The organism is Compostibacter hankyongensis (assembly GCF_039541075.1).
In the GTDB taxonomy this organism is placed as follows: Bacteria; Bacteroidota; Bacteroidia; order Chitinophagales; family Chitinophagaceae; genus Compostibacter; species Compostibacter hankyongensis.
In genome coordinates, this window is record NZ_BAABFN010000007.1 from 17,395 (window position 1) to 42,498 (window position 25,104).

A 25,104-nucleotide genomic window follows, 5' to 3' on the forward strand; every position below is an offset into this window, starting at 1 on the left:
TTGCGAGACCGCAAAGGCTGCGGTGTTTTCTTTTCCGGCAAATTTAATGCCTTTCCCCCCAATTGATGTCTGTTCTTCCGGATGGAATTCTTTCCCGTTTTATTTCATCTGCCGGCAGGAGGCGGGTGCTTCCTCAAAACGAATTTTTTAAAAAGCTGCCGCCGCCGAAAAAAACCGGCCTCCGGTATCCCGCAGGAGCGGAGCCGCTGCCAAAAAATCCCCAAAACACATTGTATAATTTGTTAATTCGTTGTCGGTCAAAACGGTTTTTCTGCTCTACTAAGAAAATTAGTATTTTTGGAAAAAGGAGAAGGTAGTGGCAGAAATATTTTCTACTAATTTTCTTAGTAAGAAAATCATAAGATAATAAAATGATTTATAGTTTAATATACTGAATAAACTGACACTTAATTACAACTAAAAAATATGCCGGTTAACGGGTTTAAACACCGCTTTTGAAAACTTTTGCAACTATGTCATCTTTGATAGAAAAAAAATCACTATTAATTGATTCACAATTATTTCCCTGTATTTATTATTATTTAACTTTACTAAATCATGATAAATTAAAAATTGAGCAATATGATCATTACCAAAAGCTGAGTTACCGGAACCGCTATTACATTGCCGGACCCAACGGACGTATCCTGTTGAGCGTGCCCCTGGAGAAGGGGAAAAACCAACGCACTGCCATGAAGGATGTGCGGATATGTAACCGGGAGCGCTGGCAGTCCCTGCACTGGAAAACCCTTACCTCGGCCTACCGCCGCTCCCCCTGGTTTGAATTTTTTGAGGATGAGCTGCGTCCCTGCTTCGAGCAATCTTTCGATCTTCTTATCGAATTCAATTCGTTCACATTTAATGTTATAAATAGGTTATTGGGATTTTCGGTTGAGATAGATTTCACCGGAGAATACCACCCATCCTATACGGCCTCCGGGGTAGCGGACCACCGGGAAAAGGTGCTGCCCCGCAGTATATTTCCCGCGCTTGAAGGATCCGGCGCGCCCGCGTATACCCAGGTGTTCGGGGAGCGTACCGGCTTCCTGTCCAACCTGAGCATCCTGGATCTGCTGTTTTGCGAAGGGAAGAGAGCTATGGAATGGCTGGAGGCGAATAAAGTACTTTATCTCAAATCTTTATGAGATCAGATGCTGATTTTATTTGCAGTTGAAGCACGACGCCTTCCAAAGGATCGGCCGGCGCTTCAAAAAAATCATCAGTCAATAATCTATTTTTATACTTTTGCACAGCTTTTTTATTCCACACCCCTATATTTGTTCGGGTCATGAATAACACGTATACGGACCTGGTCCGGCAAACTTTTGAGTTTCCCCAGGAAGGTTTTGAAGTCCGGGACAGTTACCTCCGGTACAATGACCTGGATCTGAAGGCGCTCATCGATAAATATGGCACCCCTTTTAAGCTGACCTACCTGCCCAAGATCGGTATGCAGATCGGCAAGGCCAAGAAGATGTTTGCCGATGCGATCCGTAAGCACCGTTACGACGGACAATATTATTATTGTTACTGCACCAAGAGCTCGCACTTTTCCTTTATCGTGGAGGAGGCCTTGCGGCAGGGTATCCACCTGGAGACCTCCTATGCCTACGATATAGAGATCATCAAACGGCTGTATGCCCGCAAGAAGATCAGTAAGGAAACCTTTGTGATCTGCAACGGCTACAAGACCAAGTCCTATACCCGTGCGATCTCCCGGCTGATCAACAGCGGTTTCCAGAATGTGATCCCGGTGCTGGACAATAAGCTGGAGATCGAGGACTACCGGCGTATGGTCCGCGCCGGGGAGCCGGTGAAGCTGGGTATCCGCATCGCGGCAGAAGAGGAGCCGACCTTTGACTTTTATACCTCCCGTCTGGGCATCCGCAACCGGGATATCCTGGAGTTTTACGTGGATAAGATCAAGGGACACGAAAAGTTCCAGCTGAAAATGCTGCATTTTTTCCTGAACAAGGGCATCAAGGACGATATTTACTACTGGAGCGAGCTGAACAAGGTGGTGAACCTGTATTGCCAGCTGAAAAAGATCTGTCCGGAGCTCGACTCCATAAATATAGGAGGGGGGTTCCCGATCAAGCATTCCCTGGGATTCGACTACGATTATGAATACATGGTGAACCAGATTGTGCTGAATATAAAAGCCGCCTGCAAAAAAAGCCGGGTGCCCATGCCGGATATCTATACCGAGTTCGGATCGTTTACCGTCGGGGAAAGCGGAGCGATGATCTACAGCGTGCTGGGCGAGAAGCTGCAGAACGACCGGGAGATCTGGTACATGATCGACAGCTCTTTTATCACCACGCTGCCCGATACCTGGGGGATCGGTGAAAAGTTTCTGATGTTGCCGATCAATAAATGGGATGTGGAATACCAGCAGGTGAACCTGGGCGGACTGACCTGCGACAGCCACGACTTCTATACCTCCGAGGAGCATATCAACCAGGTGTTCCTGCCCAAGGCCACCAAGGGGGAGCCTTTATACATCGGCTTTTTTCATACCGGCGCCTACCAGGATCAGCTGAGCGGCTACGGGGGCATCAAGCATTGCCTGATCCCGGCCCCCAAGCATGTCGTCGTGGGTTATGACAAGAACGGACAGCTGAAAGACTGGCTCTACGCCAAGGAACAAAGCGGGCAGAGCATGCTGAAGATTTTGGGTTATTAATTATGGGTTAGTATGAACAAAAAAATCCTCCCGCTCGGGAGGATTTTTTTGTTGTGTCCCGGTTGCCCGGGTAGCGGTCAGGCCGGCTGGGATGCAGCCGTGCAAAGCCAGGGTTTATCAAAACCTTATCCCACCGTTATCTCTTTGCTGGCTTCTACCTGATCTTCTTTTTTGGGCAGCGTCACCTTCAGTACGCCGTTTTCGTAAGCGGCGTTAATGCCGGCGGTGTCTACCGATTCGGTGAGGGTGAAGGCCCGCTTGAAAGAGCGGAAGCTGTATTCCCGCCGGATCTGTTTGTCGTCGGTCTTTTCTTCCTTTTCCGTCTGCTTCTCGGCCGAGATCAGCAGGGTGTCGCCTTCCAGCTTTACCTTAAAATCTTCTTTGGCCAGACCGGGGGCTACCACATCCAGCGTAAAGCCGTCCTTGGTTTCCCTGATGTTTACCGGCGGGTGGATGTCCACGCTTCCGGACCTGAAGAAGTCACCGTCCAGCCATTTCGGGAGGCTGTTGTTCACAAAAAAGTCTTCGACAAAGCCCGGCAGGCTGCGGACAACGGGATGATGAGCGTGCGTTCTTAACATTTTCATTTCGTTTTTGGGTTTTTAACTTTTGGTATCAGCTCCTACAGATCAAACCGGATACCAGGAGAAAAAAACGGCAAATAAGACCGGAACTTCTTCTTGAAACAGACAATAAGTCATTTTCATTTTCTTTTTTCAGACATAATGTCTTTTTTTCTTTGTTCGCGATAGGATGAGCGGGAAAGCAAAAAGGGATTTCCGGAAAATGTAGATATTATATTACCTTTGTGAAAAAGAAAACAAAATGTATCCAGCAGAATTGGTACTGCCCATGAAGGCAGAGTTAACGGATAACGGTTTTGAGGAATTACTGACCCCGCAGGCGGTGGAAGATGCGCTTGCGCAGGAGGGCACTACACTCGTCATGATCAACTCCGTATGCGGATGTTCCGCCGGTACCGCCCGTCCGGGTGCGCTGTTGGCCGTAAATAACAGCGATAAAAAACCTAACCGTCTTACAACCGTATTTGCGGGCTTTGATACAGAGGCTGTGCAGCAGGTACGTACGCATCTGTTGCCTTATCCGCCTTCTTCTCCGGCGATTGCCCTGTTCAAGGATGGCAACCTGGTACACATGATCGAAAGACATGATATCGAAGGTCGCCCTGCGCAGCTGATTGCTGCCAACCTCGAGGCGGCTTTTGAAGAATATTGCTGAGCCTCAGGCGCCGGAGGGCGCGACTGACGCTGCACTAATGTACAGGTGATTTGGACTTCCAACTGTGATCGAATTCGGCTTTGTTCATAGGAGGTTTTCAGATCACCTTTTTTTATTAAGCTTGTCGGAGCAATAGTGACCTTCCTTTCGTCCCCATTCTCCACGGGGTGTAATTGTCCCGCCGTTCTTCGTTTTCCATCCGCTGCGGCCCCACGTATTTCTGCGGGAACGCTGCCGGACACTTACTTCCCGCCGGCGTTTTTAGGCTGAGCACTGTGTTCCGGACCGAAATAGGGATAATGATCAAAGACATCGGCGTGCGGATCTTTTGCCCTTGGGTCAGCCGTCTCGCGCATCCATTGGTCCAGGGCATGGCGGTAATAGGACAGGCTATCCCGATACGATTTATCTGCAGCCACATTATGCAGCTGATAGGGGTCCCCGCGCAGGTCGTACAGCTCTTCCGCGGGACGTTTGCCAAAGGCCAGCGCGAAGTAGGTCGGCAGGCTGTCCGCAGGGCGGAGCGAGCGGTGGCTCAGTATGAAATCTTTGCTGGGAGAGGCGTCGCAGTCCCCGAAGGATCCTACGGAAGCCACCCGCTCGGGATCCCCGGCAGGCCAGCGGTCCGGTTCGAAGTTGCGGATGTAAAGAAAGCGGGAAGAGCGGACCGCGCGGGAGGGATAGCCGGCGTTACCCTTGCGGACATAGGCATGGCGTTCTCTTTCCAGGTAAATAAGATGCCGGTCTTTTCCGGCGGATGGGCGACCCTCCAGAAGCGGCAGCAGGCTTTCGGCGGTCATCGCTTCCGGCGCCGGCAATCCTGCGGCAGCCAGGAAGGTCGGGGCCAGGTCGGCCAGGCTGACCAGCGTTTCAGAGATGCTTCCGGATTTGATCCTTCCGTCCCACACCACCACCAGGGGCACGCGGGTGCCTTCCTCATAAAGGTTGGCCTTGGACCGGGGAAAGGGTTTGCCGTTATCCCCGCTCATCACGACAAGCGTGTTTTTCAAAAGTCCTTTTTTTCGTAAAAGCGCGAGGATTTCCCCGCAATTCCGGTCAAAGCGTTCCACTTCGAAATAATAGTCCTGCAGGTCTTTGCGTACCTCGGGAGTATTGGGCAGGTATGGAGGCACCTGCACTGCCTTGTTATCGCTGCTGCCGGGGACCGAAGGATGTTTTTTCCCGTTCCCTTTTACATAGGGGCGGTGCGGATCATGCGCCCCGTACCAGAAACAAAAAGGCTGTCCCGGTTTCAGGGAATCCAGGAAGGCGGCAAAGCTTTTAAAATTCTTTCCGGCGGGATTGTGCGCGTATCCGCCGGCCTGCACATTACCCGGACCATATCCTTTTCCATAAAGGCCGGTATAGTATCCCGCCTTTTCCAGCAGGGCGGTATAGGTAGGAAATTTTTTGGGCAGCGTGCCCCAGAGCTGGCTCCCGGCTTCCAGGCGGTGGGGATATTGTCCCGTAAGGATGCTGGCACGCGAAGGGCTGCACGAAGGTGTGCAAAAGGCGTTTGTAAAGAGCATGCCGGCGCCGGCAAGACTGTCAAAGGTAGGCGTGCGGATGATGCTGTCGCCATAGACCCCCGCATTGGGCCAGCCCCAGTCGTCCGCAAACAGGAACAGGATATTGGGCCGCTCCGCATTCGCGGTTTCCGCATTTTTCTGCGCCGGCGGTTGACAGGCGGCGGTAAGACCGCACAGGAGGAGGGCAATAACGACCGTCTTTCTGTTCTTCATCAGGAGCTAAAGTTTGAGGATGATGCCCAATATACTAAAAAATATTCCGCAACGCCTGGTCCATCCCATCCGCCGGTTAAACTTTATGAGGATCAGTTGTAAGCGCGCACCGGTCTGAAGTTCACCGGCAGACCTGTATCATCTTTGTATTGCTTACGAAGGTCCTCCAGCTCCTTTAGCAACTTCTGCAGCACATCTTCGTAGCCTTCCCGCACTTTGTAGCCTGCCTCTATCATAAGGTTGTCCATTTCATCCGGGTCTTTCTGCAGATCAAACATCTCCCATTCATTGATCGTATAATAGCTGATCAGCTTAAATCTTTCGGTGCGTATGCCGTAATGTGGCAGCACCCAGTGCGGCGCCTGAAACTCGTAATAGTGATAATACATTGACTTGCGCCAGTCGGAAGGCGTCTTTCCCTGGAAAACAGGCATGAGGCTGCGGCCCTGCATGTCTGCAGGAATAGAGATCCCGGCCATATCCAGCACGGTAGGCGCATTGTCGATGCTCAATACCCAGGCATCGGTTTCGCTGCCGGGCTTTGTCACACCGGGATAGCGGATCATCCAGGGAACGCGCAGCGCCTGCTCATACATAAAACGTTTATCGAACCAGCCGTGATCGCCCAGGTAGAAGCCGTGATCTCCGGTGTAAACGACAATCGTATTGTCCGAAAGACCGCTTTGATCAAGGAAATCAAGTATACGCCCCATGTTGTCATCCTGGGATTTTAATGTGCCGAAAAAATGACGCATAAAGGCCTGGTAGTTCCACTGCTTCCGTTGTCTGGGGGACAGGTCTGACGGTGGGTTGAAATCTTTCATGTCTTCTATGCTCATATGGGCTATCCTGGCTGCAGAAGACCGTGTTTCATAATTGTCCCAGAAAGTACCGGGCTCGGGAAAGCGCTGATGATCATAAATATGTTCATATTTATGCGGCGGGTCAAAAGGACGATGATCATTAAAGAATTGAAGGGTCATTAAAAAAGGCTTGTTCCTTTGTTGAAGGTCTTTCATCCATTCGATGGTGATATTGGTAAAATTATCCGTGCCATACCCGGGGTGTTCCCTTTCTACCGTCTTGGTGCTGCCGAATTCTTCATTCTGGAAATAGCCCCCTGCCTTATAATAAGGTCCTCCGGCGCCTTTCTTATAAATATAGCGGTCAAAACCCACTTCCCCGGGATTGGCCGGCAGGTGCCACTTGCCTGCGATCGCCGTATTGTAGCCATTGTTTTTCAGTATCCGGGCAAAGTTTTGCTGATGCGCTTCAAAGGTGCTGGCCGGCTGACCATTGGAGGCGGTATAATAATTGGAAAGCATTCCGTTCAGGTGATTGTACTTTCCCGTAAGCAGGGTGGCACGGCTCGGAGCACAAAGGGCATTGTTGCAGAAAGAATTTCTAAACAATAATCCTTCTTTGGCGAGCCGGTCGATATTGGGGGTCCGCGTCAGATAACTGCCGTAGCAGCTCAGGGCATTCACAGGAACTCCTTCGGTAGTGATCCACAGGATATTTGGCTTCCCTTTAATGGCAGGCTGCCTGCGCTTTAGAATGGCAGGCGCGCTTTCGGTGCCAGGAGCATTGGAGGATAGCCGGCTGATCACCGAAGGAGCAAACGGCAGGCTTAAGGTCAGGCTTCCCAGTCGCTTGATAGCATCTTTGCGGGAGATGGCGTATTTGTTCTTTTCAACCATGGTTAAATTATAAGGGGTTAATAAAAATTCGATACCTACGGGCATTGGCCGGGCTTATGGTGCGCCGGGCGTAAGATGACCGGGCGGGCGCCGGTTTTTTCCCGGCCGGCCGGTCAGGTCGTCGCCTAAGTCCGCTCTGGCGGCTTCCACCAGATGTTGCATGTTTTCTATGATCTCCGGATGCTGATCTTTTACGTCGTACCGTTCTCCGGGGTCCCTGCGCAGGTCGTATAAAGCTAACCCTGTTGAATCAGGATGCATTTTGCCGGGAAATCCGTCCCTTCCCGGGAGCTCGTCTTCGTACGAGTTGTAAGGATGGGGTAAGACGAGCTTCCAGGGGCCTTCTCTGACCGCTTCGAGGCTGTTTTTGCGGAAATAAAAAAAGAGATGGTCTCTCGGGGAAGCCCGGCTTTCATCTTTTAACAGCGGCAATATATTTATGCCGTCTATTTTATGCGGGGGGAGGGGAGCTCCTGTGATGGCCGCTAACGTAGGAAGAATATCAATGGTGCAGGAGAGCTGGTTACATACGGTACCCGGTGGAACGATTCCCGGCCACCTGAAGATGGCGGGTTCTCTTTGTCCTCCTTCCCAGGTGGTCGCTTTTCCTTCTCGCAGTCCTCCGGTAGAACCGGCATGGTTGCCGAATGTTAACCAGGGGCCGTTGTCGCTGGTAAAAATGACCAATGTGTTTTTATCCAGTCCCCCGGCTTTTAGGGTCTTCATGATCTGTCCGACTGACCAGTCAATTTCCATCATTACATCTCCAAACAATCCCTGCTTGCTTTTGCCTTTGAATTTATCGGAGACAGCAATGGGAACATGTACCATGGATTGCGCCATATAAAGGAAGAAGGGTTGCGTTTTATGCCGGTTGATGAACTGTACGGCTTTTTCGGTATACCATGTTGTCAGCATGCTCTGGTCTTTGAGCGTTGTAATATGGCGGATTACCTCATTGCCCTCTATGAGCGGCAAAGGTGGTTTGGTGTGTTTTCTTCCCCAGGCCTGATCTGCCGGTTTAATGGGCTGTCCGTCATAATTAACGGGCCACATATCATTGGAATAAGGCAACCCGAAGTAATAGTCAAATCCATGTTGAAGGGGCAGGAACTTTTTGGCATCCCCCAGGTGCCATTTGCCGATGATCCCGGTTGCATAGCCTATTTTCTTCAACATACCTGCAATGGTCACTTCTTTGCCGCTGATCCCTATCCTGGAATGCGGGCCTAAAGCCCCGGAGAAACCGATCCGGTTCGGATAGCATCCGGTCAGTATGGCTGCGCGGGAAGCGCTGCAGATGGGTTGTGCGGCATAAAAGTTGGTAAATCTCATGCCTTCTGCCGCCAACTTATCGATATTGGGAGTTGTGTAGCCGATCCCTCCATATGCATCCAGATCCCCATAACCCATATCGTCCATAAATATCAGTATGATATTGGGCTTCTCAGATAAGGTAGCGGACTGGCTTTTTGATACCTTTGGTATCAAAGTGGTCATTAGCAAGAGTATAGCGGCTGCTCCGGTTATTATTGGCTTCATGGTATATATGGTTTTACCATCCCTGGTTCTGGGTCAGTAATTTATTCAGGTCAAGTTCCCGCTGAGGAATCGGGTAAAGCGATTGATAGGCCCTGGCGTTTTGGGTAATGGTTGTTTTATTGCTTTCTGCTAACTTGGCTTCCAGCGTCCCATGCGCTTTCATGACTTCGAGCAACCGGCCGGTCCGCACCAGGTCAAACCACCTTTTCCCTTCATTGGCAAATTCAAGCCTTCTTTCCAGATAAATCTTTGTCCTGAATTGGGACTGTGTCAAATCCGCATAGTCGTGTTCCGTATCATGAAATGCTCTTTCACGGACGCGGTTCAATATTTTGACGGCATCGGCGGTATTGCCGGTTTCGTTCAATGATTCGGCATACATCAGCAAGGCGTCGGCATACCGGATGACCTGCATGTTGATGTCGCAATTACCGGTCTTTGTCAGTCCTTCTTCCCAATACTTTCCAAAAAGAGGAATAGATGACTTATATATCTGCCCGTTGGCAGGGCTGAGATATTCTATCTTAAAGGTGACATCTTTTCGGGTATCTCCGTCGATATATCTTGTATATAAATCCATCGTTGGTATATCGGCCTCGTTGGTGTTTGGGATTCCGGGAATGCCGCCGCCGGGCACAGAATATTTAGGGCCCTCCAGGGTCATCAGTCCGATTGCATGCCCCGGCGGGGGGAGGTGCTGGACGGAAAATACGGATTCCTTCCCGTTTTCTGTAGGAATTTTCCAATTATCGGCAAAATCATTATTCAATCCATAACCGTATTCTTCTTCGTGCTTTACCACTTCAGCCAGCTTGTCGGCCGCCTGCTGGAAATCGTGTCTGGTCAGGTAAACTTCTCCCAGCAGAATTTTAGCCGCTCCGGATGTAGCACGACCCAGATTCTTGCTGTCATAATTTACGGGGAGATTATCTTCTGCGAATTGAAGATCTTTTATGATCTGATCATAAACCGAGTCCGTAGAAGTTCTTGGGATGATAGCATCCTTCAAAGTTTTCAGATCCAGGATGAGGGGAACATCGCCAAAAAACCTTACCAGGTTAAAATAGTAAAGTGCCCTGAGAAACGACGCTTCGCCGATAAGTCTCGCTTTGAGCGTCGTATCAAATGACATTTTATTAATATTGTTAATAGCGCTGTTTGCCCTTCCGATCCCTGAATAATTGCTGCCCCACATGCTCTGGATAAAGGTGTTCTCAGTGGTGTATTTCAGGAATTCCAGGTCCTGAAGATACTGATTGGGCATGCCGAGGCCATTCTTTTCATCATCGGCAGGCAGGTCATTCAACAGGATCATATTACGGTCATAGATGCTGTACAGCTGATTGTAGACTGCATCTACCGCCGCCTGTGCATCAGACGGACTGCTGTAAAAGTTGCCTTCAACAAAACGGTCTGTAGGGGACTCTTTTAGAAAGCCGGATTTTTCACAACCGGCAAGCGCCACGCTCAGCAATATAAAAAAGTACAATATCCTTTTCATCTGTTAATAGTTTAATTTTTAATGGTCAGATGGAACCTCGCCTGTTTACATTTCTCTGTAAAAGAATCTCTATCATGCTCGGTTTCATGATAATAGCCCTCTGATTAATTGAGATTAACACTTATTCCAAATAGAAAGCTTCTCGCCTGTGGGTATCCTCCGAAATCTTCACCTGTTTCGAGATTGGATGCCCCTCTGTAGCTTACTTCCGGATCATAGCCCTTATAATGTGTTATGGCAAGAAGGTTCTGTCCTGTTATATATACTTTCAGGCCGTATAGCCATTTGACGCTTAGCTTTGGAAAAAGATAGGAGAGGGTTACCGTCTTTAGTTTGATAAAAGATCCGTCTTCAATAAACTGGTTGCTGAATATTGCAGACCGGTTGGTTGTGGCCTTTCCATATACGTTGCTGTGATTTTCCGGTGTCCATCTGTTGACGAGGTCTGCATATACGTTTTGTCCGCCTGAAGGAAGCCCAAGCTGGAATGCATTATAATTTAAAATGTCATTTCCATAGGAATAATTTATAAAGATGCTCAGCTCGACTCCTTTATAACTGAATGTGTTGGCCAGGCCGCCATAGAAATCGGGGTTGGGGTCCCCGATGACCGTTCGGTCGTAAGTGGCGTCGACTTTTCCATCCGGGTTACCGTCTGGTCCGCTCAGGTCTTTATAGCGTTTCCCCCCGAGATAGTTGGTTGGTCCATCCGGTCCGTTATCCAATTCCGTATTATCCTGGAAGATGCCGTCAAATACATATCCATAAAACAAGCCTATCGGCTTCCCTACAATTAACCTGTGCACTTGTCCCGTTTTTAAATGGCCGTCTCCGCCACCCACATCTTTATATTGCTCGCCGCCCAGTTCCAGGACCTTGTTCTTGTTAAAGGAGATGTTAAAGTCCGTAGTCCATTTAAAGGCCCTGTTTAAATTATTGGTTTGCAGCCCGATTTCAAATCCCTGGTTTTGAATGCTGCCGATGTTTTGTAACGAGGTCCCGAAGCCGGAGACAAGGGGAACCGCCACGCTATAGATCAGGTTCGTTGTTTTTTTATAGTAGTAGTCGGCGGTAAGACTGATATTATTGTTGAGCACTCCCAGGTCTAACCCGGCATCATATTGTGCGGTGCGTTCCCATTTGAGATCAGGATTTGGGATTTTGTTGGGATTGAACCCAGTAACCATGTCTGTGCCGAAGCTGTAGGTCACCGCTCCTAATGTGGCCAGCGAATTATATAAGCCTATCTCCTGATTGCCGGTTATGCCATAGCCGGTTCGGACTTTAAGGTTTGAAAACAGGTTGAGGTTTTTGATGAATTCTTCTTCGCTTGCCTTCCACGCAATGGCTCCGGAGGGGAAGAAGGCAAACTTATTGTTGGTGCCAAAACGGGATGACCCGTCATAACGGCCGCTGAGCGTAAATAAATACTTGTCTTTAAAAGCATAGTTTATACGGCCCAAGAAGGACATGATACTCCATTCGGTGGTGCTTGATCCCGGCTGATTATAAACCGATCCGCTTCCCAGGTTATTATAGCCGAGCACATCGTTAACAAACCCCTGGGAGGAGCCGGATAAATCTTCTCCTTTGTTCTTTTGAAAGGTGATGCCCCCGAGGAGGTTGATGCTATGGTTTTGATTGAAGGTTTTTGAATAGGTCAGGGTATTTTCATTCAACCAGTTGGTATAGGTGGCATCTGCGATAGTGGCAGATGCAACGCCTCCGCTTTGGTAAATATTGGAAGGGGTATACTGGCTGGCTTTGTTCATAAAGTAATCGATCCCGAAAAGAACCTTTGCCGTCAGCCCTTCTGTGATATCATATTGTCCTGAGATGTCTCCCAGGAGCCGGGTAGTATTGTTCTTTCTCTTCATTTCCAGGGCCGTTGCCACAGGGTTGGGTACCAGGATGCCCGGTTTGTTAACGAGAGTATAGCTTTTGGTTTCATCATTTTCATAAATTCCTAACAGAGGGTTGAAATTTAATGCTCCCGTTACCACTCCGTCAGTGCCGCCTGCATCGGTAGGAACATTATCTGATAATATACGGCTCAGGGAGAGGTGGGATATGATCTTGAACTTGTCGTTCATCTGCCGGTCCAGGTTGATCCTTCCGGAATATCGTTTCATTCCCGAGCCCAGTACAATGCCTTTCTGGTCGATATAGTTTAAAGATGCCGCATAACTTGTTTTTTTATCGCCTCCCATGAAGGAGAGCTCATAGTTCTGTATCGGAGCGGAGCGAAATATCTCGTCCTGCCAGTCGGTTCCTTTTCCATGATTGGGAATGTTATCCATAAACTCCTGGGAATACGGAGGCGTTAAGCCGTCGTTTGTGTAGGCCTCATTTACCAGCTTGGCATAATCGGCGCCATTCATAAGGTCAATCTTTTTCACTATGGATTGGGTCCCGAAATAGGCATCAAACGAGATGATATCCCTTCCTTTTTCCCCGGATTTAGTAGTGATGAGCACGACGCCGTTGGCCGCTCTCGACCCATAGATAGCGGTCGCAGATGCATCTTTAAGAATTTCAATGCTCTCAATGTCGCTTGGATTGATGGTCGCGAGCGGGCTGAGCTGCGTTTTTCCGCCGGTCCGCCCATATCCCCCTCCGCTGTAAACCGGAACGCCGTCAATGACGTAGAGCGGCTCGTTTCCTCCCTGTAAGGAGCTGGTTCCCCTGATCCTTATGGAAGCAATGGCGCCGGGCATGCCGGAGGTTTGGATTACCTGAACCCCGGAAGCCCGCCCCACCAGTCCCTGATCAACGGACGTGATGGGTGTACCTTGTATTTCGGAAGGTTTGATGGATGAGATCGATCCGGTTAAATCAGCACGTTTCTGCGTACCATAGCCGATGACGACAATCTGATTTAGTCCGGTAAGGGCAGCGGAGAGTCTGATAATGAGATCTTGGGAACCATTAACCCGTATGCTTTTTTTATTGTAGCCGAGATAGGAAATCCCGAGTATTGCACCATTGGGAACGGACAGACTGAATCGACCCCGGCCATCTGTCATGGTGCCTATTGTACTCTCTTTCATTTTCACGGTAACTCCTGACAATGGATTTCCGGTAAGGGAGTCTTTTACGATGCCTTTTATTTGTATTGTGGTATCGGTATTGATCTGTATTTTTGACGCTGTCTTTTTTTTGACAACAATGATATTCCCGTTAATGCTATAGCTGAGCGGCTGTTTCAAAAAACACTTGTCCAATATCTCCTTCAGCGCGGTGTTTTTTTCATGTAAGGTAACAGGCACAGCATCTTGCAATACTTCACTGGTATAGATGAAATTATATCCCGTCCGTTCCCTGATCGCTTTAAATACCTTTTTCAGTGGCGTATTTTTCAGGGAGATACTTATCTTCTGGGCATAGGTGCTGGCATTGGCTTGCAGGCAGGCGGCTAATATCAAAACGCTGGCTAACTGCATACACCGTGTGATTTTTGAAATGAAGAGGGGTAAGACCTTCTCTTTTTTGAAAAGGAATTTTAAATGCATAACTTTAAGCTTTGGTTAAATGATAAGTGATCCGTCGTCTGGATGATTTTATTATTCAGCCATTTATAGCCGGTGGTGTGACAGCACCCCCGGCTTTTTTGATGGGATTACGTCATCATGCAGTGTATTTTAGGGTGAAACGATTATTTTATGACGCTCTATTTTAAAGTGAATCCCGCCCGTCTCTTCCAACACCTGGAAAACCTTTGAGACATTGACATTCCTGGGCAATGTGCCAGAGAAATGATGCGCGATATTGCCTTCTATTTCCACATCTACATCATACCATCGCGACAACTGCCGCATCACAGAACGGATATCTTCATGGTCGAACCAGAAGAGATCGTTTTTCCAGGCGGTTATCCTGTCAATATCCACGGCAGGGATGAGGTTTATTTCCCCCTTTTTGTTTACCCGCGCCTGCTGTCCCGGTTTCAGAAGCACCTCCGCATCCCCTTTGCATATCTTTACAGCGCCCTCCAGCAAGGTGGTTTGTATGGACCTTTCGTCATTGTAAGCCATCACATTAAAATGGGTGCCCAGTACCTGCACCTTTGTGCCTTCTGCTGTTACTTCAAATGGCTTCGAGGCATCTTCTGCGATCTCGAAGTAGACTTCTCCGGTGATATCGACGCTTCGTTTTCCGCCGAAGAAGGTTGCAGGGAACCGGATGGAGGAGGCGGCATTCAGCCATACCTTGCTGCCGTCCGGCAGGATGATCCGGTATTTCCCTCCCCGGGGCGTGGTCAGCGTATTATAAGCGACCTTCCCGGTGACATTGTCCTTGCTGTTACAGGCAAGCTGCCCGTTACTCAGTTTCAGTATACTGGTGCCGCCCTGTCGGGCCACCGTCCCGTTGTCCATGCTGTCCAGCGCGATATGCGTACCGTTGGCCAGCGTTAAAACGGCTTTGTTCCCTCCGGGCCGGATATCCTGGCGGCCGGCGGTGGCGGAGGAGCGGGTTACGACCGTTTTTCCCGGGTGGCGGCTCAGGAGAAAGTATAGTCCAGTGCCAAGCAGAAGGGGGAGGACCACTGCAGCAATTGTACGCCATCGCCTTCTTTGCAGCTTCCTGCGTTTTACCATAACAGGCCGGTCCCGCGCATCAGAAATCAGCTGATTCATCTTTTCTTCCCATACCGGCTTCGGAGGACCGCTGTGCCCATGTCCGGATTTTTCCCATAGAGACTGCAGTTCCGCAACCACAACATCCCGGTTTTTGTCTGATTCCAGCAAGTTCCAGAACGCATCATATTCTCCGGCATCTATCTTATTTTCCAGGTAAAGCCTGAAAAGCTCCTGTAGCCGCTTATTTTCGTCCGTCATAAAGGTGGTTCAAAAGGTCCCGAACCGGACCCTTCCGTTAGAAAGACGAAAATGGAGGACGCTCCTACTAATGCAGGAAAAAAAATTTTTTACCGGCATTCGATAGATTCTTCCGTGAGGAGGAGACCCTAACGTCTCTGCTGCATCCAGGCTGCCATGCTTTGCTGAAAGGCATCCGGGAAATGGTTGTAGTCAGCCGGCACTTCCAGCCGGAGATGGCCGGCAGCGCCTTCTTTATCATACAGCGCAGATACCGCGGTCATGATCCGGCGGACGCTTCCGGCAGGATGGTCCCGGTCTCGCTCCGGCGCGATCACCAGCAGCGGACGTGGAGCGATGCAGGCAAGAATATCCTGGAAGTCCAGCGGGATGCGGTCTTCCTGTCCCACAAAAAAGCCGAGGCGTGGCAGCAGACCGTGCAGGTGCGAAAAATGCCGGATGCCTTCGGTACCCGTATTATCATTTCTGAGCGAGCCGAAGGCGGCGGCGACGGCCGTTCCCTTCACACGCGTATCCAGCGCGGCGGTGAGCAGGGCCACGGTTCCTCCGAGGGAGTAGCCGGCCAGGAAGAGATTGGCAGTATCGATAAAGGGCATACGGGTGTAAACATCGCTGATGATATTGCGGGTGTCGGCCACCATCTTACCCATCAGCGACCAGCGGGGATAGCGGTCATAGAAATGCCGGGCTTCCTCAATGCGGGTGCCGAATCCCGGCAGGTCGAAAGCCAGTACGGCAAAGCCCCGGCTGGTCAGATCGCGGATAAACGTTGCGCTTCTTCTGTGGTAGCCGGTAGCATACGCGTATTCGTGGAGGAAGATGACCAGGGGAAGCTTCCGGGAAACCACGTTGTTCGTCACGGCGCTTTCCGGGAAATAGATCGTGCCCCACAGGTCTTCCCCCAGAGGAGTGTATGGGCCGAAGGTCATTTTCCGGATGCCGGCGGGAAGGGCGGTCCCTTCAATGACCTCTTCGAGATAGTCGTCGGGATAGGTGCGGTTTCCGGTCAGCTTGGGGGAGAAGACACGGCCCCCGTTGACGCCCGGGGGTTCAAATCCCATCAACCACCCTATCTTTTTCCGGATGCTGTCCTGCCGCGCCGGTAAGGAGGTCGCTTCCGGAAAAAGGATGCCGGGTTGCCGGCCGGCTGACCGGTACCGGGCGGGATCGATATTTTCTCCGCTCAGCTGTTTCCAGCGCTCAAACGAATAGCCGGTATACAGCTGATTGGCCGGCGGTATTGCAGAACGGCCAAAGACGTAATCGAAGAAATCGATATAATTTTCCACATCCCTGGCCGCATGCTGATGACGTCCCTGTCGCAGCAGGATGGCCACCGTGCTGTCCGAATGAAGGAAATGATATACTTCTTTTACCGAGCGGTACGACTGCTCTACTCCCCAGGGATTACCCTGCCCTTCGGTGACGGCGGAGACCAGCATGAGACCCCTCGGAGCGATAAGGGACATGAGCGAGTTCTGATCCACCGGCAGTTTATCTTCCCTTCCGGAAAACCAATGCAGGCGGGGGCAGAACCAATGGGGAAAATTGTGCGTGATCTCCTGCAGGGATTCCGAATCAAAACGTTCATCGGAGAACCGGAAGGTGCTCTCGCCCCCCGTGCCGCCGCTGCTGCTGACTACCGCCGTTATCCGGTTGTCGAATGCCGCGGCCATCAGGGATTGTTTTCCGTTGCGCGAATGGCCTGTCAGCGCGATGCGGAGGGTATCCGCTTCCGGAAGGGTATAGAGATAATCGACGACCCGGGAGGCTCCCCAGGCCCGCTTCATCAGGGTGGCAAAGTCATAGCCGGGAAAAACCTGGTCATAGTTGCGCGTATCGTCTTTGGCGTCTGCGCCGGCGTAAACACATCCGATATACCCCCTCCGTACGGCGATCTTCGCCCATCCGCGGTGATTCCACTGGGTCATGAATACCGGCAGTGGCTTTGCGGAAGGAGGGATCATCAGCTCGACCGTCATCTTTGCCCGGTCTTCCGGACCGAAGCGCAGCTCCACCGTGCGCAGCCGCACGCCGTTTTCGACGGTATCTTTTAATATACTGGCGTGGAAAGATTTCGGGGGCGGAGGAACGGATCCGGATATCCAATGTTGATATTCTTTTTTTATCCATTGGCGTTTTTTATTCCACTGCATCGTGCCGGTCACCGGAATATTGCGGCCCCCTTCATCCAGCACCAGCGGGTCGGGGAGAAACGGGATGGACGGAAGCCGCTGAATACCGGCGGAATCCGGACGGGCGTTTTGCGCACAGGCATTCCGGAAGCCTGTGCCGAAGGCCAGAGGAGCCAGGATGAACAGGAGGATGTATTTTTTCATTCTTTAATGTAAGACGTATTTTCTGTTTTAAAAAATGATGGAATCACCCGGAGGTCAAAACAACAGGGAAAGTAGCATTTCGCCGTTGGAAGAAAGGTGGTTACGGATAAACTGCAGTGAAGCTGCGAGATGGTTCCGCACGGTATGAGGGGAAATATGCATGCGCGTCGCGATCTCTTCGTAAGTAAGGCCATGTTCCCGGCTTAGCAGGAAGACAGCTTTGCGCTGGGGGGAGAGTTGCTTTACGGCATAGTGTATGGCAGCTTCGGCATGCTGGAGCAGTATCCTGTTGTCGGTCTGAGCAGCAGCCGGAGTATCCTGTATCCGGCTCCAGATCTCCATTTGCACAAGGGGTCTTTTTTGTGCCCATCGCAGGAAATCGAGCGCTTTGTTGCGGGCGATACGGAAGAGAAAGGCTTCGAAATTATCCACTTCGGAAAGCAACGTCCTGCCTTGCCATATTTTCAGGAAAACGTCCAGCACGATCTCTTCCGAGGTCTCCTTTGATTTTGTAACCTTGATGAGGTAAACGAAGAGGCGGTTGCGGTATCTCTCAAATAACAGATCAAACGCTTTCTGGTCGGAAGCGGAAATCTGCTCCAATAGCTCATGATCCGTCAGTGGCGGTTTAGCTGGCATAAAGAGGAGTTTGCATCTTAAAATTAATCAAAGATAAAAGAAGCGGAAATTCTTTCTGTCTTTGGTGCACTGTTCGGGTTATACAGCGCCGTGCGCAGCGCGCAGCCGAAATAAAGCGCGCAGCCGGTATAATATATCTACAGCAATTGGATATCCGGAAAAAGCCCCCGGCGCCCATGTCGTCAGGGAAGTGCAAAAGCCATATAGACATCTCCCGAGGGAGAATTCAGCTTCCCTCCGCCGCAGGCAATGACAAGATATTGTTTTCCGTTCACCGCGTAAGTAGACGGCGTTGCATATCCGGGCGCCGGCAGGCCGGCTTCCCAGAGCAGCTTTCCGGTGGCTTTATTGAAAGCGCGGATCTTCCCGTCAGATGTTGCCGCAATAAATAACAGCCCTCCGCTTGTTACTGCTGCACCGCCATAATTTTCGGTGCCGGTAGCGGGCATTCCGTTTTTTTCCAGTTCCGGATGACTGCCCAGCGGGATCTGCCATACCTGCCGGCCGGTATTCAGATTGATAGCCGTCAGCGTTCCCCATGGCGGCTTGTTGGCAGGATAGCCCTCGGGGGTAACGAGCTTGTTATACCCGGTCATGTTGTAAGGCACAAAAGGGGATTTTGAAAGCCCGCCGGTATTTTTTCCGGAGCTGCCTTTTTTTAAAGGCGTGTCTCCTTTGATGCCCAGCAGATAGGCGATGAGGTATTTTTTTTCCCGGTCGGGAATTTGCTTAAAAGCGGGCATCATGCGCCGGCCGTTGTTGATGATCCGGAGTATCTCCGCCTCGGAATATTTTTGACCGATATGCAGCAGGGAGGGATAATCGCCTCCGCCCTCCCGGTTGGTTCCGTGGCAGGCCATGCAATGATCGGTATAAATGCGGTGGCCGTATTCGGATGCCGTCCGGGCCGGTTCAGGGCGGTCCTCACCGGCTTTTACCATATGTAAGGTCCAGGGCACCTGGTTGGTGTTTATATACAGGTATCCCGTTTCCGGATCATAGGAGGCGCCTCCCCATTCGGCTCCGCCGTCGAAGCCGGGGAAGACGACGCTCCCTTTTTCGCTGGGCGGGATCAGCATGTGCCCGTATTCGAGCCGGGCGAGCGCTGACCGGACGGCCTGCTGTGATGAAGGCGGAACGAGGTTATTGATATCGCTGGTATCGAAGGTCTGCGGCATGAACGGCCTGGGCAGCTCGGGAACGGGTTGCGTCGGCCAGGGGCTTTCACCGGTAAGCGTTGATGAGTCAGGCACCGGTACTTCGTGTACGGGATATAGGGGTGTGCCATCATCCCGGTTCAATACAAATACGAATCCTGTTTTGGTGACCTGGGCCAGCGCATCTGTTTTCTTGCCCTTGTGCATGATGGTCACCAGGTTGGGCGGGGCCGGTAAGTCCCGGTCCCAGAGGTCGTGGTGGATGGTCTGGAAATGCCAGAGGAGCTTTCCGGTACCGGCGTCCAGAGCAAGGATACAATTAGAAAAGAGGTTCCTGCCTTTTCTGAGGCCTCCGTAAAAGTCGAACGTGGCAGATCCCGTAGGAGCATAAACGATACCCCTTTTCTCGTCCAGGCTCATACCCGACCAGCAGTTGGCGCCTCCTGTATACTTCCAGGCATCTTTGTTTTCCCAGGTATCATAACCCGGCTCTCCGGGATGGGGAATGGTATGGAATATCCATGCGCGCTTTCCGGTACGGACGTCGAATGCCCGTATATTGCCCGGCGCCGCGTCTCCTCCTTCGGATACCCGCGTCCCCAGGATCAGCAGGTTCTTATAAATGATACCGGGTGTGGTCGAGACCACATACAGATCCTGCACGTCCCGGTCCAGTCCGTCATGAAGATCGATCCGGCCGGAATCGCCGAAGGCGGTGACAAGCGTACCGGTCTGAGCGTTGACAGCGTATACATATGATCCTGCTGCAAAAAATATCCTTTTATCCCGGCCCTCTTCCCAGTAGGTGACACCCCGGCTGGCATTGATCTGGATACTGGCTTTGTCCGCCGAAGCGTATGGATCGAAGACCCACTTTTCTTTTCCGGAAGCCGCATCCAGCGCAATAAGCTTAAGCTTCGGGGAGGTCGCGTATAAAATGCCGTTTACGATGATCGGGTTGCATTCCATCTGGGAATGTCCGCTTGAATCCGCGTCGCCGGTATGATATTGCCAGGCCATCGTCAGGTGCCTGACGTTAGTGGTGTCTATCTGATGAAGAGCGGAGTAATGGCTGACCGCGTTATCTCCCAGATATTGGCTCCAGGATGTATGCTTGTTTGCCTGTTCCCGGATGCAGCCGCAGAGAAGGGGCAGGAGAACGGTAAATACGGTAAACCTGAGGTATGCCGTGCAACGTAGGTTCATATGTTATAAACGATTGATGGAGTAACAGGTCGAATGTCTTCCGGTCATCAGCGGAAATCTTTCCGGCTTTATGCTCCGGGCGTTTGTTTTTTTAATGCGGTTTTGGAAATACATGTACGCGGGCAGCCCAGGTCCGCCACAGGCTGTCCATCATATGTACTTTACCGGGGTATTGTCCGGACAGATCGTTGAGCTCCGTTTCGTCGTCCTCGATGCGGTAAAGATGCCAGGTGGTATCCCTGTCGCGGGAGACCAGCTTCCATCCGGCATAGCGGACATAACGGCCTCCTGCATGCTCGTTATACAGCGCGGTGTGTCCCTGCCGTTGTTGTCCTTTAAAGACCGGTACAAGACTGATACCTTGCATCGGCGTTATGTCGTGACCGTTATAGCGCGCGGGATAATGCGCATGTGCGAGCTCGACCACCGTGGCCATAAAGTCCATAACGTGACCTACCTGGCCGGTCAGGCTTCCTTTTTTTGCGGTGATCCCCTCCGGCCAGAAAGCGATCAGGGGCGCATGAATGCCGCCTTCGTAGGATTCCGCTTTCCAGAACTGATAAGGCGTATTGGCCACATTCGCCCAGCGGGGTCCGATAGAGGAATAGGTGGTTTCGGGGCCGGCCGGCGCCTGCTTGTGTGTGGCATATACGATTTTACGCCCGTCGCGTGTTTCCCCGGGGCGGTCGAATCCCGGCCCGAAGTTGGCGCAGATCTCGGGGCTTGCCCCGTTGTCGCTCAGGAAAAGGATCAGCGTATTGTCCAGCTGGCCGGTTTCTCTCAGGGCCGCGATGATCCTGCCGATGCCCTGGTCCATACGATCTACCATGGCGGCATGTACGGCCATAGCATGCGCATCCCATATTGTGTCGGGGTTGTTTTCCCATTTCAGGCCGTTGTGCCAGCGGGGCGACAGCGGAGCTTTTGAAGGATCTATCAGCCCCATTTGTACCATTCTTTTGTACCGTGCTTCCCGGATGGCATCCCATCCGACCTTATAAGTGTCTTTGTATTTGGCGATATCTTCCGGCTTGGCCATCAGCGGCCAGTGCGGGGCATTCTCCGCCACGTACAGGAAAAACGGCTTTTCTTTCCGGCTCATCTGCCGGATATAGGCGGCGGCGGTATCGTTGATGGCGTCGGTATGGTAATAATCCTTTGGGATAGTCTTTACCGGTGTAGTCCCGTTGACCAGGCTGAAGGGATCAAAATAGTCCACGACGCCCCAGATGGTGCCATAGAATTTCTCAAAGCCTCGGTTCACCGGGTACTGGTTCAGGGGAGAAAAGGCAGGATGATCAGCCTGATGGTTCAGCCAGTCGAGCTGCTGCTGCTTTGTGGGTTGCTCGATGGTATTGGACACATGCCATTTTCCGGCCATGGCGGTCTGATAGCCGGCTGTTTTCAGCACCTCCGCCAGCGTTACCGTGTTTTCGGTAAGATAGCCCCGGTAGGCAGGTTCATGGCGGTCCATGGTCATCTGCCCGATGCCGGCCTGCTGATTGTATAAGCCTGTCAGCAGGGACGCCCGGGTAGGGCAGCAGCGGGAGGTGTTGTAGAAACGGGTGAACCGCATCCCGTTTTTGGCGAGATAGTCGATGTTGGGCGTATGGATCTCACCGCCGTAACAGCCCGGATCGGAAAATCCCATATCATCCGCCAGGATGATGACGATATTCGGGCGATCATCCTTCTTGTCCGCGTCTTTTTGCATTACCGCCTGGATGCTCAGCGTGGCCGCCAGCAAGGCGGCGATACCGCCAGCTATGAAGATGCCATACCGTCTTTTTTTCATGATATCTGTATTTTTTATTTAGCGATCAAAACCGGCTGCCGGCCTGCTTCAGCCGTCAGGCGCCGTACGCGCGCTCCCGTACCTGCAAGGCGCGGCCGGTGGTCCGGCGGAAGCGTGAGTTTAAAAACAACGAGGTAAAGGTAAGCCCGATGATAAAACCCAGCCAGATCCCCGATGCGCCCATCCCGAAGGTAAAAGCCAGCAGATATCCCGAGGGAAGTCCGATCACCCAGTAGGAGATGCCCATCAGCAGGGTGGGTACCTTCACGTCTTTTGCGCCGCGCAGCAGCCCGGCCCCTACGGCCTGGGTAGCGTCGGATATCTGAAAAAAAGCGGCATACAGCAGCAGGGTAGCCGAAAGCGATACCACCACAACGTTGTCATTAAAGATAAGCGGTAATATTCTGCGAAACGCAATAAATATTATACCGCAGAAGATGCCGTATACCAGGGCCGTGACCAGGGTGCTTTTGCCGATGAGCGAGATCTTCCGCCAGTCTCTGCGGCCATAAGCATTGCTGACCCGGATGGAGCCGCCCTGCGCCAGTCCCATAGATACCATAAAGGTGAAGGACGCGCAGCTCAGGGCGATCTGGTGGGCTGCCTGGGCGGCGGCGCCGATGGTGCCGATGAGTATGGAGGAAACGGCGAAGGCCCCGACCTCCATGCCGGCCTGCAGGCTGCTGGGGATACCGATATGCAGCAGCTCCTTCATCGTTTCCCTGCGCAGCTTCCACTGGTTTTTCCGTACGGCGATATAACGGCGGAACAGTCGGTGCCGGAAGATGATCACACCCAGCAGGATGAAGATAAGCGTACGGGTGACCAGCGTGCCCACCGCTGCCCCCATCAGCTCCATACGCGGAAACCCCCAGTGTCCGAAGATGAGCAGCCAGTTGATAAAGGCGTTCACCGGCAAGGCGGCCAGCGAAAGCACCATGGCGGTACGGGTACGCTCCAGTCCGTCGGTGAACTGCTTCAGCGCCATAAACAGGAGCATGGGGATAATGGAAATACTCATGAGCCGCATGAAGGGAACCGCCATAGCCGCTACTTCGGGATCCTGGTCCAGGTGAAACAAAATCCCTTTTCCCCATTCCAGGCCCAGGGAGATCACGAGGGCGGTACCGGCACAAAGCCAGAAGCCGTTAAAAAGGTAATGGGACACACGTTGCCCGTCGCTCCGCCCGTGCGCCATGGATACCATCTGGGACACAGACATCGTCATACCGATGCCGATCACGAAAGGAATATTCACCACGCTCATCACCAGCGCTACCGCAGCCAGCTGCTTGTAGCTCACCGCGCCGACCATGGCCGTATCGATGAGCCCCAGGGCCATCTGGGCCAGCTCGCCGAGAATGATGGGACCGGCTAATTTCAGGGTGGCTCGGGCTTCATGACGCAACATGGCTAACGGCTTTGGATGCCGGATCGGCGAAGATATAAAACTTTGGTATCTTGCTGTTTTTACAGCAGATCAAATCCAACCTGTATGCAACTGTTCTTCCGGCGCCATGGCAGCGGACAACCGCTCATCGTGCTGCACGGGCTTTTCGGCTCAGCGGATAACTGGAATACCCTCGGCAAGAAATGGGCGGAGCATTTTACGGTATATCTCTTGGACCAGCGTAATCATGGTCATTCCCCGCATTCGGATACCTGGAACTATAAGGCCATGACGGAAGACCTGCTGGAGCTCATGGACCGGGAACGGCTCCCCAGGGCGCATGTGCTGGGTCATTCCATGGGCGGAAAAACGGCCATGTTCTTTGCGACGGCTCATCCGGACCGGACGGATAAGCTTATCGTTGCCGACATGGCACCGCGTTATTATCCCGTGCACCACCAGGCCATATTGGAGGCGCTGACCACGCTGGATCTCTCCGCCATTCATACCCGTAAAGAGGCGGAAGAATGGGTGTTTCCCAAAGTAGGCGGGGCGGGCACCGGGCTGTTCCTGCTCAAGAACCTGTACCGGCAGGACGATGGCTTTGCCTGGCGTTTTAACCTGCCCGTGATCCATGACAACATCGATGCGGCAGGGGAGGCGTTGCCGGCCGGCGCCCGTTTTGAAGGAGAGGCGCTGTTTATCCGCGGGGGTAAAAGCAACTATATTACGGCGGAAGACGAACAGCAGATCAGAAAGATGTTTCCCGCAGCGAAGATCGTCACGCTGGATACGGGGCACTGGGTGCATGCCGAGCAGCCGGCTGAATTCGGCCGGCTGGTGCTGGAATTCCTGGCGTCCCCGTCTGCAGGTTGAGTTATTTTTCAGATGTGATCCACCAGGTGTTACCCAGGGGGTCGGTAACCCCGCAGCTGCGGCCATAGGACTGATCGGCCGGTTCCAGCACCGAAACCGCTCCGGCATCCAGCGCTTTTTGATAGGCTTCATCCGCATCTTCTACATACACGAACATCCCGGCTGTCTGCGGAGCATATTGCTCAGTAGCATCTGCAAACATAATGGTGCTGTCACCGATCATTATTTCGGCGTGCATGATGATATTTTTTTCCTCATCGCGCATGGTGCGGTGGGTGACCTTTGCTTCGAATACGGCCTGGGTAAAGTCGATGAGCTTTTCCGCGCCCGCTACGATCAGATAGGGCATCACTGTCTGGTAACCTGCTGGTATTTTCATTGTTCTGGATTTACATGAAAGTTTTGCAAATAGCCTGATATGGGAACAAAGGTCCGTATTGGAAAGGTACTGAAA

At 51.8% G+C, this 25,104-nt stretch carries 17 protein-coding genes; 4 read left to right on the forward strand and 13 right to left on the reverse strand.

All coding sequences use genetic code 11. The features are described from left to right. The first annotated feature begins 473 nt into the window (after nucleotides 1–473). Both ABD851_RS13545 and ABD851_RS13550 read left to right on the forward strand, forming a co-directional pair. Nucleotides 474–1,145 carry a WbqC family protein gene (locus tag ABD851_RS13545; protein WP_344980158.1) on the forward strand — a complete coding sequence of 224 codons (672 nt, stop codon included), beginning with the start codon at nucleotides 474–476 and terminating at the stop codon, nucleotides 1,143–1,145. Nucleotides 1,146–1,288: 143 nt separating this feature from the next. Next, a complete protein-coding gene (locus tag ABD851_RS13550; protein WP_344980160.1) occupies nucleotides 1,289–2,686 on the forward strand; it encodes a type III PLP-dependent enzyme domain-containing protein in 1,398 nt (465 codons plus the stop codon). Nucleotides 2,687–2,811: 125 nt separating this feature from the next. On the opposite strand, the gene ABD851_RS13555 is transcribed toward ABD851_RS13550, so the two are convergent. After that, entirely contained in the window at nucleotides 2,812–3,273 is a 462-nt protein-coding gene (locus ABD851_RS13555; RefSeq protein ID WP_344980162.1) for an Hsp20/alpha crystallin family protein, read from the reverse strand. A gap of 238 nt (nucleotides 3,274–3,511) precedes the next feature. Between ABD851_RS13555 and ABD851_RS13560 the strand changes: the two genes are divergently transcribed. Further along, nucleotides 3,512–3,925 carry a BrxA/BrxB family bacilliredoxin gene (locus tag ABD851_RS13560; RefSeq protein ID WP_344980164.1) on the forward strand — a complete coding sequence of 138 codons (414 nt, stop codon included), beginning with the start codon at nucleotides 3,512–3,514 and terminating at the stop codon, nucleotides 3,923–3,925. 242 nt (nucleotides 3,926–4,167) lie between these two features. Here the strand turns inward: ABD851_RS13560 and ABD851_RS13565 are convergent, their stop codons facing one another. The 11 genes from ABD851_RS13565 to ABD851_RS13615 form a co-directional block, all read right to left on the reverse strand. Continuing rightward, nucleotides 4,168–5,667 (reverse strand): sulfatase family protein, encoded by a 1,500-nt coding sequence (locus tag ABD851_RS13565; RefSeq protein WP_344980166.1) that lies wholly within the window; start codon nucleotides 5,665–5,667, stop codon nucleotides 4,168–4,170. 92 nt (nucleotides 5,668–5,759) lie between these two features. Beyond that, complete coding sequence (locus tag ABD851_RS13570; protein ID WP_344980168.1) at nucleotides 5,760–7,367, reverse strand: sulfatase family protein; 1,608 nt, start codon at nucleotides 7,365–7,367, stop codon at nucleotides 5,760–5,762. Between the two features lie 54 nt (nucleotides 7,368–7,421). Further along, nucleotides 7,422–8,909, reverse strand: a complete 1,488-nt coding sequence (locus ABD851_RS13575) for a sulfatase family protein (protein WP_344980170.1) — start codon at nucleotides 8,907–8,909, stop codon at nucleotides 7,422–7,424. 13 nt (nucleotides 8,910–8,922) lie between these two features. Beyond that, a complete protein-coding gene (locus ABD851_RS13580; protein WP_344980172.1) occupies nucleotides 8,923–10,410 on the reverse strand; it encodes a RagB/SusD family nutrient uptake outer membrane protein in 1,488 nt (495 codons plus the stop codon). A gap of 104 nt (nucleotides 10,411–10,514) precedes the next feature. Continuing rightward, on the reverse strand, nucleotides 10,515–13,853 hold the full coding sequence (locus ABD851_RS13585) for a TonB-dependent receptor (RefSeq protein ID WP_344980174.1): 3,339 nt from the start codon (nucleotides 13,851–13,853) through the stop codon (nucleotides 10,515–10,517). Nucleotides 13,854–14,051: 198 nt separating this feature from the next. Beyond that, nucleotides 14,052–15,248: a FecR family protein gene (locus ABD851_RS13590; RefSeq protein ID WP_344980176.1), complete on the reverse strand. Its 1,197-nt coding sequence runs from the start codon at nucleotides 15,246–15,248 to the stop codon at nucleotides 14,052–14,054. Between the two features lie 128 nt (nucleotides 15,249–15,376). Then, on the reverse strand, nucleotides 15,377–17,587 hold the full coding sequence (locus ABD851_RS13595) for an alpha/beta fold hydrolase (protein ID WP_344980178.1): 2,211 nt from the start codon (nucleotides 17,585–17,587) through the stop codon (nucleotides 15,377–15,379). A 54-nt stretch (nucleotides 17,588–17,641) separates the two neighbouring features. After that, on the reverse strand, nucleotides 17,642–18,226 hold the full coding sequence (locus ABD851_RS13600; RefSeq protein WP_344980180.1) for an RNA polymerase sigma-70 factor: 585 nt from the start codon (nucleotides 18,224–18,226) through the stop codon (nucleotides 17,642–17,644). Nucleotides 18,227–18,408: 182 nt separating this feature from the next. Further along, the gene (locus ABD851_RS13605) at nucleotides 18,409–20,589 is read right to left on the reverse strand and encodes an outer membrane protein assembly factor BamB family protein (protein ID WP_344980182.1); all 2,181 of its coding nucleotides are present in this window, start codon (nucleotides 20,587–20,589) and stop codon (nucleotides 18,409–18,411) included. 91 nt (nucleotides 20,590–20,680) lie between these two features. Continuing rightward, on the reverse strand, nucleotides 20,681–22,384 hold the full coding sequence (locus ABD851_RS13610; RefSeq protein WP_344980184.1) for an arylsulfatase: 1,704 nt from the start codon (nucleotides 22,382–22,384) through the stop codon (nucleotides 20,681–20,683). Between the two features lie 55 nt (nucleotides 22,385–22,439). Beyond that, nucleotides 22,440–23,795, reverse strand: coding sequence for an MATE family efflux transporter (locus ABD851_RS13615; RefSeq protein ID WP_344980186.1), 1,356 nt, complete (start codon nucleotides 23,793–23,795; stop codon nucleotides 22,440–22,442). Between the two features lie 84 nt (nucleotides 23,796–23,879). Between ABD851_RS13615 and ABD851_RS13620 the strand changes: the two genes are divergently transcribed. Continuing rightward, complete coding sequence (locus ABD851_RS13620; RefSeq protein ID WP_344980188.1) at nucleotides 23,880–24,650, forward strand: alpha/beta fold hydrolase; 771 nt, start codon at nucleotides 23,880–23,882, stop codon at nucleotides 24,648–24,650. Between the two features lies 1 nt (nucleotide 24,651). Here the strand turns inward: ABD851_RS13620 and ABD851_RS13625 are convergent, their stop codons facing one another. Continuing rightward, nucleotides 24,652–25,029, reverse strand: coding sequence for a VOC family protein (locus ABD851_RS13625; RefSeq protein ID WP_344980190.1), 378 nt, complete (start codon nucleotides 25,027–25,029; stop codon nucleotides 24,652–24,654). Nucleotides 25,030–25,104: the final 75 nt, after the last annotated feature.

Bases quoted from the DNA above. Each gene is read 5' to 3' on its own strand.
- ABD851_RS13545 (WP_344980158.1), top strand. From the start codon at position 474: ATGTCATCTTTGATAGAAAAAAAATCACTATTAATTGATTCACAATTA.
- ABD851_RS13550 (WP_344980160.1), top strand. From the start codon at position 1,289: ATGAATAACACGTATACGGACCTGGTCCGGCAAACTTTTGAGTTTCCC.
- ABD851_RS13555 (WP_344980162.1), bottom strand. From the start codon at position 3,273: ATGAAAATGTTAAGAACGCACGCTCATCATCCCGTTGTCCGCAGCCTG.
- ABD851_RS13560 (WP_344980164.1), top strand. From the start codon at position 3,512: ATGTATCCAGCAGAATTGGTACTGCCCATGAAGGCAGAGTTAACGGAT.
- ABD851_RS13565 (WP_344980166.1), bottom strand. From the start codon at position 5,667: ATGAAGAACAGAAAGACGGTCGTTATTGCCCTCCTCCTGTGCGGTCTT.
- ABD851_RS13570 (WP_344980168.1), bottom strand. From the start codon at position 7,367: ATGGTTGAAAAGAACAAATACGCCATCTCCCGCAAAGATGCTATCAAG.
- ABD851_RS13575 (WP_344980170.1), bottom strand. From the start codon at position 8,909: ATGAAGCCAATAATAACCGGAGCAGCCGCTATACTCTTGCTAATGACC.
- ABD851_RS13580 (WP_344980172.1), bottom strand. From the start codon at position 10,410: ATGAAAAGGATATTGTACTTTTTTATATTGCTGAGCGTGGCGCTTGCC.
- ABD851_RS13585 (WP_344980174.1), bottom strand. From the start codon at position 13,853: ATGCAGTTAGCCAGCGTTTTGATATTAGCCGCCTGCCTGCAAGCCAAT.
- ABD851_RS13590 (WP_344980176.1), bottom strand. From the start codon at position 15,248: ATGACGGACGAAAATAAGCGGCTACAGGAGCTTTTCAGGCTTTACCTG.
- ABD851_RS13595 (WP_344980178.1), bottom strand. From the start codon at position 17,587: ATGAAAAAATACATCCTCCTGTTCATCCTGGCTCCTCTGGCCTTCGGC.
- ABD851_RS13600 (WP_344980180.1), bottom strand. From the start codon at position 18,226: ATGCCAGCTAAACCGCCACTGACGGATCATGAGCTATTGGAGCAGATT.
- ABD851_RS13605 (WP_344980182.1), bottom strand. From the start codon at position 20,589: ATGAACCTACGTTGCACGGCATACCTCAGGTTTACCGTATTTACCGTT.
- ABD851_RS13610 (WP_344980184.1), bottom strand. From the start codon at position 22,384: ATGAAAAAAAGACGGTATGGCATCTTCATAGCTGGCGGTATCGCCGCC.
- ABD851_RS13615 (WP_344980186.1), bottom strand. From the start codon at position 23,795: ATGTTGCGTCATGAAGCCCGAGCCACCCTGAAATTAGCCGGTCCCATC.
- ABD851_RS13620 (WP_344980188.1), top strand. From the start codon at position 23,880: ATGCAACTGTTCTTCCGGCGCCATGGCAGCGGACAACCGCTCATCGTG.
- ABD851_RS13625 (WP_344980190.1), bottom strand. From the start codon at position 25,029: ATGAAAATACCAGCAGGTTACCAGACAGTGATGCCCTATCTGATCGTA.